The 13336-nt window shown below is 58.4% G+C and carries 10 protein-coding genes; 2 read left to right on the top strand and 8 right to left on the bottom strand.

Translation table 11 applies throughout. From position 1 onward, the window contains the following. From ACR0JB_RS08170 to ACR0JB_RS08150, 5 genes are all read right to left on the bottom strand, one after another. Positions 1 to 621 carry an HAD family hydrolase gene (locus ACR0JB_RS08170; RefSeq protein WP_170350048.1) on the bottom strand — a complete coding sequence of 207 codons (621 nt, stop codon included), beginning with the start codon at positions 619 to 621 and terminating at the stop codon, positions 1 to 3. 145 nt (positions 622 to 766) lie between these two features. Then, positions 767 to 1222, bottom strand: a complete 456-nt coding sequence (locus tag ACR0JB_RS08165; RefSeq protein ID WP_170506053.1) for a YaiI/YqxD family protein — start codon at positions 1220 to 1222, stop codon at positions 767 to 769. Then, on the bottom strand, positions 1219 to 2676 hold the full coding sequence (sthA, locus tag ACR0JB_RS08160; RefSeq protein ID WP_170350050.1) for a Si-specific NAD(P)(+) transhydrogenase: 1458 nt from the start codon (positions 2674 to 2676) through the stop codon (positions 1219 to 1221). Before sthA ends, ACR0JB_RS08165 begins: the two co-directional genes overlap by 4 nt. A 3-nt stretch (positions 2677 to 2679) precedes the next feature. After that, positions 2680 to 3513 (bottom strand): S-formylglutathione hydrolase, encoded by an 834-nt coding sequence (gene fghA, locus ACR0JB_RS08155; protein WP_170394639.1) that lies wholly within the window; start codon positions 3511 to 3513, stop codon positions 2680 to 2682. A gap of 101 nt (positions 3514 to 3614) precedes the next feature. Further along, a complete protein-coding gene (locus tag ACR0JB_RS08150; RefSeq protein WP_170394637.1) occupies positions 3615 to 4544 on the bottom strand; it encodes an AEC family transporter in 930 nt (309 codons plus the stop codon). A 182-nt stretch (positions 4545 to 4726) separates the two neighbouring features. Here ACR0JB_RS08150 and ACR0JB_RS08145 point away from each other — a divergent pair, with 182 nt between their 5' ends. Further along, positions 4727 to 5344: a TetR/AcrR family transcriptional regulator gene (locus ACR0JB_RS08145; RefSeq protein WP_170350053.1), complete on the top strand. Its 618-nt coding sequence runs from the start codon at positions 4727 to 4729 to the stop codon at positions 5342 to 5344. 86 nt (positions 5345 to 5430) lie between these two features. Here the strand turns inward: ACR0JB_RS08145 and ACR0JB_RS08140 are convergent, their stop codons facing one another. From ACR0JB_RS08140 to ACR0JB_RS08130, 3 genes are all read right to left on the bottom strand, one after another. Continuing rightward, positions 5431 to 6801: an HlyD family type I secretion periplasmic adaptor subunit gene (locus ACR0JB_RS08140; protein WP_170394633.1), complete on the bottom strand. Its 1371-nt coding sequence runs from the start codon at positions 6799 to 6801 to the stop codon at positions 5431 to 5433. Continuing rightward, positions 6798 to 8540, bottom strand: coding sequence for a type I secretion system permease/ATPase (locus ACR0JB_RS08135; protein WP_170394630.1), 1743 nt, complete (start codon positions 8538 to 8540; stop codon positions 6798 to 6800). Before ACR0JB_RS08135 ends, ACR0JB_RS08140 begins: the two co-directional genes overlap by 4 nt. A gap of 61 nt (positions 8541 to 8601) precedes the next feature. Beyond that, entirely contained in the window at positions 8602 to 11805 is a 3204-nt protein-coding gene (locus ACR0JB_RS08130; protein WP_480789816.1) for a beta strand repeat-containing protein, read from the bottom strand. Positions 11806 to 12145: 340 nt separating this feature from the next. Between ACR0JB_RS08130 and ACR0JB_RS08125 the strand changes: the two genes are divergently transcribed. Next, positions 12146 to 13066, top strand: coding sequence for a LysR family transcriptional regulator (locus ACR0JB_RS08125; RefSeq protein WP_170506064.1), 921 nt, complete (start codon positions 12146 to 12148; stop codon positions 13064 to 13066). Positions 13067 to 13336: the final 270 nt, after the last annotated feature.

Below are 13336 nucleotides of genomic sequence, written 5' to 3'. Positions count from 1 at the left end.
CTACTTGGCCTCGTCCGGGGTCAACAGACCTTCGGCCACCAACCTTTCCGCCCAGCCCTGAGGGCCAGTGAAGTGATGCGTCTGCCAGCCCCGCGCGCGTGCCGTTTCGATGTTGTCGATCCGGTCATCGGCAAACAGCAAACTGCTGGGCGGTAGGCCACAATCATCTTCGACCATCTCATAAATCGGGGCGTGCGGCTTGACCGCTTTCATCCGGCCCGAGACATATTGCCGGTCAAATTCGTTCAGGAACGGATAAATCGTGGTGGCATAGTCGAAATTCTGCACCCCAAAATTAGTGAGCGCAAAAACTGGAACGCCCTTGGCCCGTAAAGCTCGTTGCAGGCGAACGGAATGCGGGATTTCCGGCGTGGCCAATTCGATCCACTTGTCATGCCACAAGCGGATTTCGTCGCGCCATTCGGGGTATTTCTCAGCCCAATCATAGATCGTATCGGTAAAATGGTGGCCCTGATCAACCAGATCGTTCATCCCGTGCAGATCAACCTCGGCAAACATGGCGCGGCGGCGGTCTTCTCCGATGGCCTTGTCATAGTAACGCTCTGGCTGCCATTCGATCAGAACATTTCCAATGTCGAAAATTACGGCTTCAATCGGCATATTACGCCCCTGTCAAATCAATCTCTGCTTGCGCCCGACTGAACCAATCCCGGGCAGGACTTTCAAGTCGGAACCGCAGCGCGCAGCGCTGCCCGGCCCAACGGGGGAAGGCGCATCATCGATGCGTCGCCAACGGGCGGGAGAGTTACCGGCGTCGCGCTGCGCGCAGTTCACGTTCCAACGCATCCAGAAACCGCGATCGGTCCGCCTTGCCAAAAGGTTTGCCTCCCCCACCAGCCCCCAGCGGATTGGCTGCCCGCAGGTCGGCCATCAGATCGCGCATGGCTAGCTGCTGGCCGATATTGGCTGCCGTAAACGCTTCACCATTTGGGCGCAGCACGCGTGCCCCGGCTTCAACGCATTTGGCGGCCAGTGGGATATCCGAGGTCACCACCACATCCCCAGGGCCACAACGCTCGGCGATCCACTTGTCCGCCTCGTCCGCGCCTTCCGCAACGATGACGACCTGCACTAGGGAATTGGCCGATGGCCGCAACCCACCATTCGAGACCAACGCCATCGGCACCTTGTGGCGAGTCGCCACCCGCTCGGCCTCGGCCTTCACAGGACAGGCATCGCCATCGACATACAGGGTGGTCACGCCTTCTTGGCCTGTTTCTTGGCGGGTTCTGCGGGTTTTTTGCGCACCTTGAACTCTTCGGGGATCGGCATCCGGTTGAACGCGTCCAGACCGGCGATCTTGTAGGCTTCGGCCAAGGTCGGGTAGTTGAACGTGTTCTGCACGAAGTAGTCCACCGTGCCTTTCAGGTTCAGCACCGCCTGCGCGATGTGGATCAGTTCAGTCGCCCCTTCGCCCACGATCTGCACGCCCAGCACCCGGCGGGTTTTCAGCGAGAACAGCATTTTCAGCATGCCATGCTCCAACCCCATGATATGCCCGCGTGAGGTTTCGCGGAACCGCGCCACACCAACCTCATATGGGATGCCGCGTTCCTCCAATTCTTCCTCGGACATACCGCAGGTTGAAATCTCGGGCACCGAATAGATGCCATAGGGATACCAAGGGCTTTCTGGCAGGGTGGGGGTGTCCAACGCATGACAGGCCGCCACACGGCCCTGTTGCAACGAGGTTGAGGCCAACGACGGGTGCCCGATCACATCGCCGGTGGCATAGATATGCGGCACAGTGGTCTGATAGGTTTTGCGGTCCACCTTGATGCGGTTGCGATGGTCCGTCTCCAAACCAACTGAGTTCAAATTCAGCGCCGAGGTCGCACCCATGCGCCCGGCCGCAAACAGCAGCATTTCAGCACGGACATGGCGGCCATTATCCAGTGTGACTTCGACATGATCTCCTGTGTCCTCGATCTTTTCCACGGCAGAGCCCAGCCGCAGATCGACGCCGTTTTCGCGAATTTGATGGGTGAAATCGTGGATCAACCGCTTGTCGATGAAATCAAGGAAGGTTTCGCGCGGCTCGATCAGAGTCACGCGCACATCCAGTGCCGAGAACATCGTGGCATATTCAACGCCGATTACCCCCGCGCCGATCACGACAAGCGAGCGCGGAATCTCAGCCATTTCCAGAAAGTCATCGCCGTCGACCACGGTTTTGCCGTTAAAGGGCACGTAATCCGGGCGGTAGGTTTTGGTCCCTGTAGCGATCAGGAACTTGGCTGCAGTCAGGCGCGTGGTTTCACCGGCATCGGTGGCGACCTCTATCTCATGCGGGCCGACGAACCTGGCCAGACCGTTCAGGGTTTCCACGTGGTTGCGGTTGAACTGATGTTCCAGCACGTCAACCTCGTGATCCAGCGTCATGTGCAGACGCGCCTTGAGGTCTTCGGCGCGGATTTGATCCTTGACCCGGTAAGACCGGCCATAAAAACTGCGCTCGCGCCAGCCGGACAGGTTTAGCACCGTTTCGCGCAAGGTTTTCGAGGGGATTGTGCCGGTATGAACCGACACGCCGCCAAATCGGTCTTTGCGGTCAATCACCAGCACACGACGTTTCAGTTTGCCCGCCTGGATTGCCGCGGAACGCCCTGATGGCCCTGACCCGATGATGATCAGGTCATAGTCAAATTTGCTCATCCGTCAGTCCCCGTACAGCGCTTCGGCGTGGAAGGTGATGTGGTCTTCCATGAAGGTCGATACAAAGAAATACGAGTGATCATAGCCCGGCTGTAAACGATAGGTTGCCTGCTGGCGTCGTTCCGCGATGGCTGTCGCCAGCGCCTCGGGGCGTAGAAGGTCGATGAACTGATCACTGGCGCCTGTGTCGATCAGGATTGGACCGTCAAAGCCAACCTCTTTCATCATCAGCGAGGCATCGTGCTTGGCCCAGGCAGCTTCGTCATTACCCAGGTAGGCGCTCAGCTGTTTGCGCCCCCAATCTGCACCGGTCGGGTTCGAAATCGGCGCGAAGGCCGAAACCGACCGAAACCGACCTGGCAAGTTCATCGCCAGGGTCAGCGCCCCGTGGCCACCCATTGAATGACCAGTGATCGCTTGACGATCCATGTCGATGGCGAAGTTTTCTGCCAGCAGGTTCGGCAGTTCCTCGGCCACGTAGTTCCACATGTTAAAATGCGGTGCCCATGGGGTTTGTGTTGCATTCAGATAGAATCCAGCGCCCTGGCCCAGATCATAGTCATCGTGATCGGCCACGCCTTCACCCCGCGGAGAGGTGTCGGGGAACACGACGGCAATGCCTTGTTCGGCTGCCCAGGCCTGCGCACCGGCCTTGGTCATGGCGTTTTCGTGTGTGCAGGTCAGGCCAGACAAATACCACAGGACGGGAACCGGGCCGTCCTTCGCCTCGGCAGGTAGAAACAGACCAAAGGTCATGTCGCATTGGCAGGCTGACGACGCATGGCGGTAGACGCCCTGCACGCCACCGAAACAGGCGTTTTCCGAAAGGGTTTCCATCTGGCAGAGTCCTTAAATTTAGATCGCGTTATGGCTAACGATCCAAGGACGCCGCGTAAAGGCCGCACGACTTCGGCGCGCATTTTTTTGAATGCTTTGGCTCAGAGCGTCCCAACCCAGGCGATGACCACCGGCACGGTCAGGATACTGACCGCAGTCGACAGCAGGATCGCTGCCGAGGCCCGGTGCGGGGCCACACGGTAGTGGGCCGCCAGCATGTAAACATTTCCGGCCACCGGCAGCGCCGCTGCCGCAATTGCGACCGTGGCGGAAAAGGCATCGACTGGCATCAACCACAGCAGCACCACGGCCACACAAGCCGGGTGAATGACCAACTTGCAAAAACTCAGCCATGCCGCAACCTGAATGCGTTCGGCGGACTTGGACGCCAAAGAGGCCCCAATTGCAAACAAAGCCCCCGGTGTGGCCGCCCCGCCCAGAATGGTCAGAAAATCATTGAGTGCCGCCGGAACCGGCATTTGCAAAGCCGACCACAGAAGCCCTGCGGAAATCGAAACGATCATTGGGTTCTTCAACAATCCCAACCCAATCAGGCGCAACGTTGCCGGGGTCAGCCGCCCGTCGCGCCCCGCGTTGATCAAAATCACGATCAAGGACGAAAACACCACGAGATCAACGGTCAGAACCAGCATGACCGGCCCAATGGCGGCCTCGGACAACAACAGCGCCAGCATCGGTAGTCCCAGAAAGCCGACATTTCCGATGGCGGCACATTGGGCCTCGACCGCCGCGGTAGGAATATCAAGCCTGCGAACCCAGGCCACTCCAGTTGCCAGACCATACACGGCGAGAGTTCCCAGCAGATAGCCCGCCATCAGCCGACCATTGAAAATGTCGGCAAAGGGCAGGGTGGCGGCAAAGCGAAACAGCATCGCCGAAAGTGCGAAATAGAACACGAACTTTGTCAGATAGGCTGTCGCGTCTTCGGTGAAAAAGCGGCTGCGCCCGGCCCAGTATCCCAGGCCGATGATTGCAAAAAACGGAAGCGTGCGCAGAAATATTTCGACCATGCCCAAAGTGTTAGCATCGTTTGACCGCGCAGCAAGCCTTGAACGACAACGACCGGAAGCCGCGGGTTTGCGGGGCAAAACATTCAGAATTCACATTTCGTTACGCAACGGGACAACGCGAATCGTTGTATCTGTACTGATCGGTTTATAGTTTGAGGGGAACACTAACCCTAGGAGAGCTCATGACTCAGACAGCCGCCATCCTTCGCACGGGCCGCAAATTCGATCAGGTTTTGCGCGGAGCCCGAGAAGTTTTCATGGCGGATGGGTTCGAAGGTGCCAGCGTCGATGACATCGCGCGGGCGGCAGGCGTGTCCAAGGCGACGCTCTACAGCTACTTCCCCGACAAGCGTCTGCTGTTCATGGAAGTCGCCCAGACCGAATGCAAGCGTATGGCTGAAAGAGTCATTTCGATGATCGACGACTCCAAACCTGCGCGCGAAGTGTTGACGATCACGGCGACGCAGCTAACCGCATTTCTAGTGTCCGATTTCGCGCAGCAGGTATTTCGTATCTGCGTGGCCGAGCGGGATCGGTTTCCTGAATTGGGCCAAGCGTTTTACGAGTCCGGACCTCAGAATGGCCAGCGTCATATGGTCGAATATTTGGAAAAGGCCGTTCAAAAAGGCGAATTGGTAATCGAAGATGTTCAGATTGCAGCCGAACAGTTTTCAGAACTGTGCAAGGTTCGCTTCTGGACCAAAGCCGCGTTGGGCATCCAGACCAATTTCAAACAATCCGAGATTGATGAGATCGCGTTGCACGCAGTGGACATGTTCATGGCGCGTTACGGCGTCTGACACTTAAGCACGCATTGATACTGGTTGGATCGGGACAACGATCTCAGAAATGCCTGCGCCCAAATCGCGGGCGCAGGCAGCCGTAATCACTCGATAAAGGTCTTGGCCAACCGATCGCTGATGGGTTGCGACAGATAGCTTATGACGGCGCGTTCGCCGGTATTGACGAACAAATCTGCGGGCATGCCGGGCACCAGTTCCAATGCGGCCACGTCTAGCGGTTGTTCGGCATTCAGCTTTACCCGCGCCTTGTAATAGGCTTCGCCGGTGCGTTCGTCCTCAAGCGCATCGGCTGAGATGTCGAAGATATGCCCCACAGCTTCGGGCACGTCCGCTTGCGCAAAGGCCGACAGGCGGATGCGCGTGGATTGACCGATCCGCAGCTTGTCAATGTCGCCGGTCTTGACCCGTGCCTCGACGATCAGGGCCTGATCGGCTGGGACGATATCCATGATCGGCGCACCCGGGCGGATCACCCCGCCATTGGTTGACACTTCCAAATTCACAACGCGTCCGCTGGTCGGGGCCAGAACCTGTGTTCGCTTCAGGCGTGCCAGCGTGCCCGCGAATTGAGGTCGAACCAGATCAAGCTGGGCCTCAACAACAGCCAACTCTCCGGCGAGGACCTCATCGCGTAGTTTTTGCTGGCTGAGCAGGGACAGCTCCAACTCTTGCACCTGATCTTCGGCCTGGGCGATCTGGGTGCGCAATGATGCGTCAACGCCAGCCAGCCGTTCCAACTCGATCTGCCGTGCGCTGACCCGCGTGACGGCGACCAGACCCTTATTCAACAGCGTCTCTAAGTTGGACAACTCAACCCGCGTGATCTTGATCTGGTTCCGGGTCGCGCGGCGCTGTTCATCCAGACCCGTGACCTGGTTGCGTAGGCCCGCGATACGTTGCGCGTTGATCTGCGCTTCGGTCCAGCGGGCACGGGCTTCGGCGTCAAATAGTTGTTTCTGGGTCAGGTAAGGCGACACCCAATGCAGGCGGTCCATTCCTTCGCGGAATCCCGCCAGGGCGGTGGTTTCTTCAAATTGGCTCTGCCCGCTCATTTGCGCCAGCAGGCGCGCGCGGCGAACCGACAGCTCACCCAACTGGCTACCCTGAACGCTAAGATCCACGTTAATCTCGGTGCTGTCGAGCTGAACCAGAGGCTGCCCTGCCTGCACAAATTGGCCGTCCGTGACTAGGATCGACTGAATTATGCCGCCGTCCAGATGTTCGACCGTTTTGCGTTGGCCCTCTACCACAAAGGATGCGGGTGCAACCACGGCACCATCGAGTTTCGAGGCAAAGGCCCAATAGGCGCTACCACCGACGAATACCGCCAGGGTGAACAGGCCGAACAGGACATAGCGGGCGATGCCAGGGGAACTGTCCGAAATCTCTTTCAGCTGTGCCTCGTGAAATCCCACGGCAGTGCGAGGGGCTGAGTATTTGACCAGGTCAGTCATTGGGCCGCTCCTGTGATCTGAGTTTCATCCACCCGACTGGGTGCCGGTTGTGTTGGTTTGTCCAGAACGTTGCGGCGATTGACTTTCAGAACGTCCTGCTTGTCGCCGAACTGGGTTTGATTGCCATTGCGCAACACCATCACCTTGTTCGCCGCCTGCAGCGTGGCTGGGCGATGCGTCATGACAATGGCAATCCCGCCGCGTTCCTGCACGGCCAGCAAAGCAACGCGCAGGGCCTGTTCGCCCTCGGCGTCCAGATCCGAGTTGGGTTCATCCAAAACCAGAACAAACGGATCACCGTATAGCGCGCGGGCCAGAGCCAGCCTCTGACGCTGACCGCCGGACAGGAAAAAACCGCGGCCAAGCCTGGTTTCGTACCCGTCGGGCAAACCGCTGACCAGTTCGTGAACACCTGCTTCGCGCGCTGCACGCAGGACCTCGGCATCGTCGATCGCGGTGGAGAACCGGGCAATGTTTTCGCGGATTGTGCCATCGAACAGCTCGACATCTTGTGGCAGGTATCCGATCTGTTTGCCCAAGTCTTCGGGATTCCATTTAGACATCGGACTGCCGTCCAGCAAAACCTCTCCCCGTTGCGGATGCCAGATACCTGCAAGCATCTTGCCCAACGTGGTCTTGCCCGATCCGCTCTGGCCAATCACTGCCATAACGTCCCCGGCCGTGAGGCTGAAATCAATCGCCCGGATGGTGGCATTGATCGCAAGCGGAGGGCCTGCCTGAGCGATGCGGACGTCCATCGATTTGAACGCACGCGGCAAGTTCAGGTTTGGAGGCGCCTCGGCAAAATCTTCGGTCAATTGTTTGATTTTGCTATAGGACCCGCGTGCAGCCAGAAAAGTGCGCCATTGGCCGATCAACTGATCAATCGGAGCAAGCGCGCGGGCCAGAACAATCGTGGCGGCAATCATGACGCCTGCGGTGGACTCGCCGATCACGGCCAGGGCCGCACCCATCCCCAAAACCGCTGATTGCAGGCCCATACGTATTGTCTTGGACAATACGGAAAAGCTGGCCACCCGATCAGCGGCGCGGGTTTTGTGTTGATGCGCGTCAGTTTGCAGCGCGGTCCAGCGGCGTACCAGATCGGATTTCATACCCAGCGCATGGACCAGTTCGGCATTCCTGTCGCTGATCTTGAACAGCGCATCCGACCGCCCTCGTGTCTGCGCGGCCTGCTGCATCGGGCCTCGGGATCGGGCGTTGTTGATCAGCGCCATCAATGTCAAGGTCAGCGCTCCGGCCAGACCCAACAGACCCAGAAACGGGTGCAGCACATAAAGAACCATCAGATAGATGGGTATCCACGGAGCATCGAAAAAGGCGGTCAGGGTGGTGCCGGAAATGAATTCGCGGAACCCGTTCACATCCTCGACCAGGTTTTCGCCTGCCTCAGCTTCTCCTTGGACCCGGCGGCGCATGGCGGCCCTTAGGACTGGCGCGCCGACGCTGAGTTCGAACCGGGCGGCCAGGCGGCCCAGAATGCGCATCCGCATCAGGTCGAGGCACGCAATGACGATGAATACCCCCGCCAGCAGCACGGACAAGGCGATCAATGTGTCTATGTTCTGGCTGGTCAGAACCCGGTCATAGACCTGCAGCATGTATAGCGGCCCGGCCAGCATCAAGAGGTTCAGGAACAGGCTGAAGATCGCAACCGCAACAAAGCCTTTGCGCAGCGATCCCCAGGCGGTTTTGACGGGATTGGAATTCTGGAACATCGGATAGCCCTTTCCGGTTTGGCAAGCGGGGCGGCCACAAGACCGCCCCGTTGTGGATCGCTTAGGCGACGAAGTCGTCTTCGGTTAGGTCTGCGCTGATGATCCCAGCCAGACGGACCGAGCCTTCGTTGCCAAAGGTGATCAGGGTGTCATTGCCATCCTGCGCGACATTCACCGCGCCGCCGAAATCGGGTCCGAGGTCGCCGAACTGCAGCTGATCGCGACCGATCTCAAAGTCCTGGATCACGTCATTGCCGAAGTCTTCACCGAACGAGAACGTGTCTCGTCCCAGCCCGCCGATGAGAATGTCATCACCGCCTTCGCCCGAGATCAGGTCTCCGCCCGCGCCGCCATTCAGCACGTTGGACAGATCGCTGCCGACGATCACGTCGCCATCATCGGACCCGATGACGTTTTCAATGGACTGCAGCACGTCGGTCTCGAACTGGTTTTCGACAACGTCCTGACCGATGACACCGGTGCCCCCGGTCGCATTCACATCCAGCGTTGCACCTGCGTCGACCAGAGTGTCCTGCACCACCGGGCCGTTCACGCCCGCCGGAGCATTGTGCAGATGGATCGCCGAAACAGTGCCGGGGATTGGGGTGCCCAGCTCTGCTTCGCTGATGCCAACAACGCTCAGCTCGCTGGAATAGGTGACCTCACCAGTGTACAGGTTCTGCGTGATGACAACGGTGGCCTCACCGGTCGCTTCGCTGTTTGACAGCGGCCCTGGCTCTTGCGCCGCGTCCAAACCGCCACTCAGGCTAACGGTGCGGATACCGTTTTCGGTCACGTCGCTGTCGACCGATAGCTGCCCGCGGATTTCACCCGCCGGGAACTGGTTGGTGTGGATGTTGTAGTAGAGGTTGCCTTGAACCGCCTGCTCAACAAAACCGGCACCATCGGCAATGTTGGACCCGAACTGATCCGGTGCCGCGATAACCGCATCGGTGACCGAGATGTTGAACCCGGTATCGCGGGTGGCGGTGCCATTGCCGTTGGCGTCCAGACGAACCTCGACCGCGACGTCCAGATCCGAGAAGTCGGCCGTGTCGATGCCGTCTCCACCGTCGATGAAGTCATTGCCCAGACCACCGGTCAGAACATTGTCGGCATCGCCGGCAATCAGAACGTCATCACCTGCGCCACCGTCGATGTCACCATTGGTAGTGCCCAGATCGACAAAGATATCGTCGCCATCGCTCAGCAGAACGTCACCGTTGATCACGCCTTCGTCGTCGTTAACGATGGTGACGGTGCCTGCGTCCGAGGCGTCGATTGCGTTGACCGTGCCGCGGATTTCGCCCTCGTTCAGGACGGCACCAACAAGGTTCAGACCGCCATCAACGCGCAAGCCCGCCGCAGCGTCCGAGTCCTCGGATCCCGCGATCAGACCTTCGTTGACGACAACTCCGGCAAAGGACGCGTCATCCTGGCTGGTGAACAGGCGCAAGCCATCGCCCACCTGGTTGCCCTCTGCGGCGTCTCCACGGCCTTGCAGCGTGCCTTCGTTGACGACAGCGGCCGAGACCACATCCCCAGACACATCGCCGGTTTGCAACGAGACGGCTGAGCCGTTATTGCCTTCGCCTGCGTCAACCAGACCTGTGTTGGTAAAGGTATAGTTGTCGGCGGTACCATCGGCATAAACCGTACCGTTGCGCTGGTTGCCGGTGCCCAGAATGTCACCTTCGTTGATGACCTCGAGCCCTTCTCCGTCAATATTCAGCGCGCGGCTGTCCGAGGTGACAGTACCCCGGTTGACGAAGGACCCGCCCGAATGATCGCCTGTGCCAAAGTAGACACCGTTCTGACCACCCGCAAAGACGCCGGTTTCCTCGTTGACCAGTTGGCCTTGGAAATTGACGTTGTTCACAGCGCGGAACGCGCCGACAGTGCCATTTGCACCTTCGGACGAGACCGAACCTGTGTTGGTGATCGTTCCGGTGAACAGAGCAGGGCCAAAGCCGCCGCCTTCCAGCCGGGCGCCTTCCAGCCGGATGCCATCTCCGGCGGTGCCCAGACCAGCGCCTGCATTGCCGCGACCGGCGACGGAGCCTGCGTTGGTCACTTCGACCTCACCATTGCCTTCGGCAGACAGGGAAAGTGAAACGCCAGCGCCTTGTTTGCCTTCGCCTGCATCGATTGAGCCGGTTGCCAGGTTGTTGATCGAGAAATCAGACGCGGTGTCGTCGGCGTAGATCGTGCCGTTGCGCTGATCGCCAGATCCCAGAATGTCACCGCCATTGACCAGATCAACGCCGGAGCCGTCGATATTAACCGCGCGGCTGCCTGATTGGATGGTGCCAAAGTTCAGCACATCCAGATCATGTTCGCCTTCACCGATATAGAGACCGTTGCGAGGCCCTTCGATCACACCGGTCGAGGTGTTCAGAATCTCACCTTCGGCATTTGCGCCATTGGCAATGCGAATACCGGCGGCGGTGCCCTGATTGCTTTCGGTCGAAATCAGACCGCTATTGATGATCTCGGTTTCAAGAATGGCACCTTCGGCACCATCATCGATGCGGATGCCGTCTCCGGCCAGACCTGTATTTGCCGCCGCCTGACCGCGGCCTTGAATGGTCGCGCCAAAGCCGTTGAACACGTCGGTTTCCACGCGGTCTCCGAGTTCATCACCGACTTGCAGCGAAATACCGGCGCCCTGATTGCCGTCACCGGCATCAATCGTGGCGCCTGAGAAGTTCGAGATCGAAACATCCTCGGCGGTGCTGTTGGTATAGATCGTGCCGTTGCGCTGATCGCCGGTGCCGATGATGTCGCCAAAGTTGCGCACATCAATGCCCTGACCCTGAATATCAACCGCACGACTGTCCGAACTGATCACGCCGCCGCGGAAATTATCCAGGCTGCCAGAGCTGTCAGGCCCGGAAAACTGCACCCCGTTAAATTCCCCGGCTATCTCTCCGAAGTTTCGGATTGCGGCGCTGCCGGCCACCTGAACGCCGGTGGCCAGAACTTCGGGACCGTTATTTGCTTCGATCCGGCCCGAGGCAAAGTTGAAGATGTCGACATCTTCACCCTGCGCCTGCACAGCGGCCACGGCGTTGTTGGTGACTATCTCACCAAAGTTCAGCAGGCGCGAGAAATCATTGGTCAGCACAAAGGCCGGAGTGTCATCGACAACCGTGCTTTGGAAAAAGTTGTTCAAAAGGGTTTGGCCATCGCGGCTGGTCTCTTGCGCCAATGTGGACGTGGTTAAAAGACGTGCGCGTAAGCTTTCCATAAGTTGGGACAGCATGGGGGACTCCATCATGGGTTTGCGTAATGCGGTCCGCCCGCTGGTCTGGGCATTCCACGTAGCAAAGGGGTAGTCACCACCACGGCGCAGCAAAAATTCATCCTTCGAATTGGCGGTATAACCAATGCAAATAGTCACGGGTGGCGTGATATCTGGCCACCGTGCCTCGTTTCTTTTCAATTAGTTACGTGGCATGTCTCCGCAGTGCCCTTCTATTCAATGGCGCGGATTGACGGTTTTGTCAGTGATTGTGATGCCGATTTCCTGCAGCGGCGCGCCGGTTGGCGTATGTAAAGGGCATCCCCAGAGGGATCGGGAAACGGATCACGAGCCCAAAACCATGAACTTCAGAGACTTGGAATATGTGCTTGCCATTGCCAGACACGGCCAGTTCAGTCAGGCGGCTGTGGCCTGCAATGTCTCGCAGCCCGCTTTGTCTAATCAGGTAAAGAAGCTGGAACAGGAATTGGGAACGGATCTGTTCCTGCGCCTGAATAGCGAAGTGCGCCCCACTGCTTGTGGCAATCGCGTGATCGCCATTGCCGAGCGCATCCTGAAAGACGCCCAGAACATCCGCGATACCGCGACTCAGTTTCGCAACCCCGAGGCAGTGCCTTTCAATATCGGTATGACTCCAACGCTGGCCCCCTATCTGACGCAGTATTTTTCCGAGCTGTTCAGCGCGCTTTTTCCCAACATGCGTGTCACCATGGTCGAAGATTTGCCACAGAACATGTTGCAAATGGTTGAAGATCACACGCTAGACGTCGCCCTGGTGGCAAAGGTCAACAACAGCGAAGCGCTGGATTTCACCTCAATCTGGTCTGAACCCCTGTTTCTGGCCGTACGCGAGGGCCACCCGCTGTGCATGTTGCCATCCATCGCGCCAGAAGATGTGCCGGTGCATGACTTTATCCGGCTTCCCCATAGTTTTGGTTATGAACTGGAAAACCGGTTGCCTGAATCAGACCCCTCGAACCGGGCCAGCAAGCGGTTTGATCTAAGTGCGCTTCGGTTCGAGACGATCTGCCGCCATATCTGCCACTCGGATGATTGCACCATCGTCTCGGCATTGGCGGCGGAGCAGTTCAAACGGGACAAGTGGCCTTTGTGCTTTGTCCCGTTCGAAGGCCCCGGCAATCTGCGAAACCTGGGCGCTGCAACGCGTCCGGGCTGTCCCCGCCGACCGCTATTGGACCGTATCGGTGACTATATCAATGAACGGCCACCTGTCGGGGTTACGCCCACTTTTTCACACTGATCGGCAACTGATCTCTTGTATCTTGACCTGCGATGGCGGCCGGCACGCTGTCACATAGCAAGACATGGGCCGTTAGGTCATGGTGATTATCCTCTTGCCCGAACGACCTAAAAGGCAGAACGTGTGGGGGTATCCGCCTTGTTAACGGGTTGCTCAAATTAGCGTGTGCAAGTCAGTTGACAATGGATTTTGTATTTTGGATACATTGGGCGGAGATATCGCGATGACACGAGTCGTCTAGGAATGCTCTGACCACAAAGAGCAACGCGA

The sequence above is a fragment of the Ruegeria sp. BI7 genome, from assembly GCF_056537925.1.
Note: the sequence above shows the minus strand (reverse complement) of the source record. Positions and strands in the feature narration are given on the sequence as shown.

What these genes read in the sequence shown, in the direction of transcription:
- ACR0JB_RS08140 (WP_170394633.1), bottom strand. Translation starts at nt 6,801, where the DNA reads ATGACTGACCTGGTCAAATACTCAGCCCCTCGCACTGCCGTGGGATTT.
- ACR0JB_RS08125 (WP_170506064.1), top strand. Translation starts at nt 12,146, where the DNA reads ATGAACTTCAGAGACTTGGAATATGTGCTTGCCATTGCCAGACACGGC.
- ACR0JB_RS08150 (WP_170394637.1), bottom strand. Translation starts at nt 4,544, where the DNA reads ATGGTCGAAATATTTCTGCGCACGCTTCCGTTTTTTGCAATCATCGGC.
- fghA (WP_170394639.1), bottom strand. Translation starts at nt 3,513, where the DNA reads ATGGAAACCCTTTCGGAAAACGCCTGTTTCGGTGGCGTGCAGGGCGTC.
- ACR0JB_RS08170 (WP_170350048.1), bottom strand. Translation starts at nt 621, where the DNA reads ATGCCGATTGAAGCCGTAATTTTCGACATTGGAAATGTTCTGATCGAA.
- ACR0JB_RS08135 (WP_170394630.1), bottom strand. Translation starts at nt 8,540, where the DNA reads ATGTTCCAGAATTCCAATCCCGTCAAAACCGCCTGGGGATCGCTGCGC.
- ACR0JB_RS08130 (WP_480789816.1), bottom strand. Translation starts at nt 11,805, where the DNA reads ATGCTGTCCCAACTTATGGAAAGCTTACGCGCACGTCTTTTAACCACG.
- sthA (WP_170350050.1), bottom strand. Translation starts at nt 2,676, where the DNA reads ATGAGCAAATTTGACTATGACCTGATCATCATCGGGTCAGGGCCATCA.
- ACR0JB_RS08145 (WP_170350053.1), top strand. Translation starts at nt 4,727, where the DNA reads ATGACTCAGACAGCCGCCATCCTTCGCACGGGCCGCAAATTCGATCAG.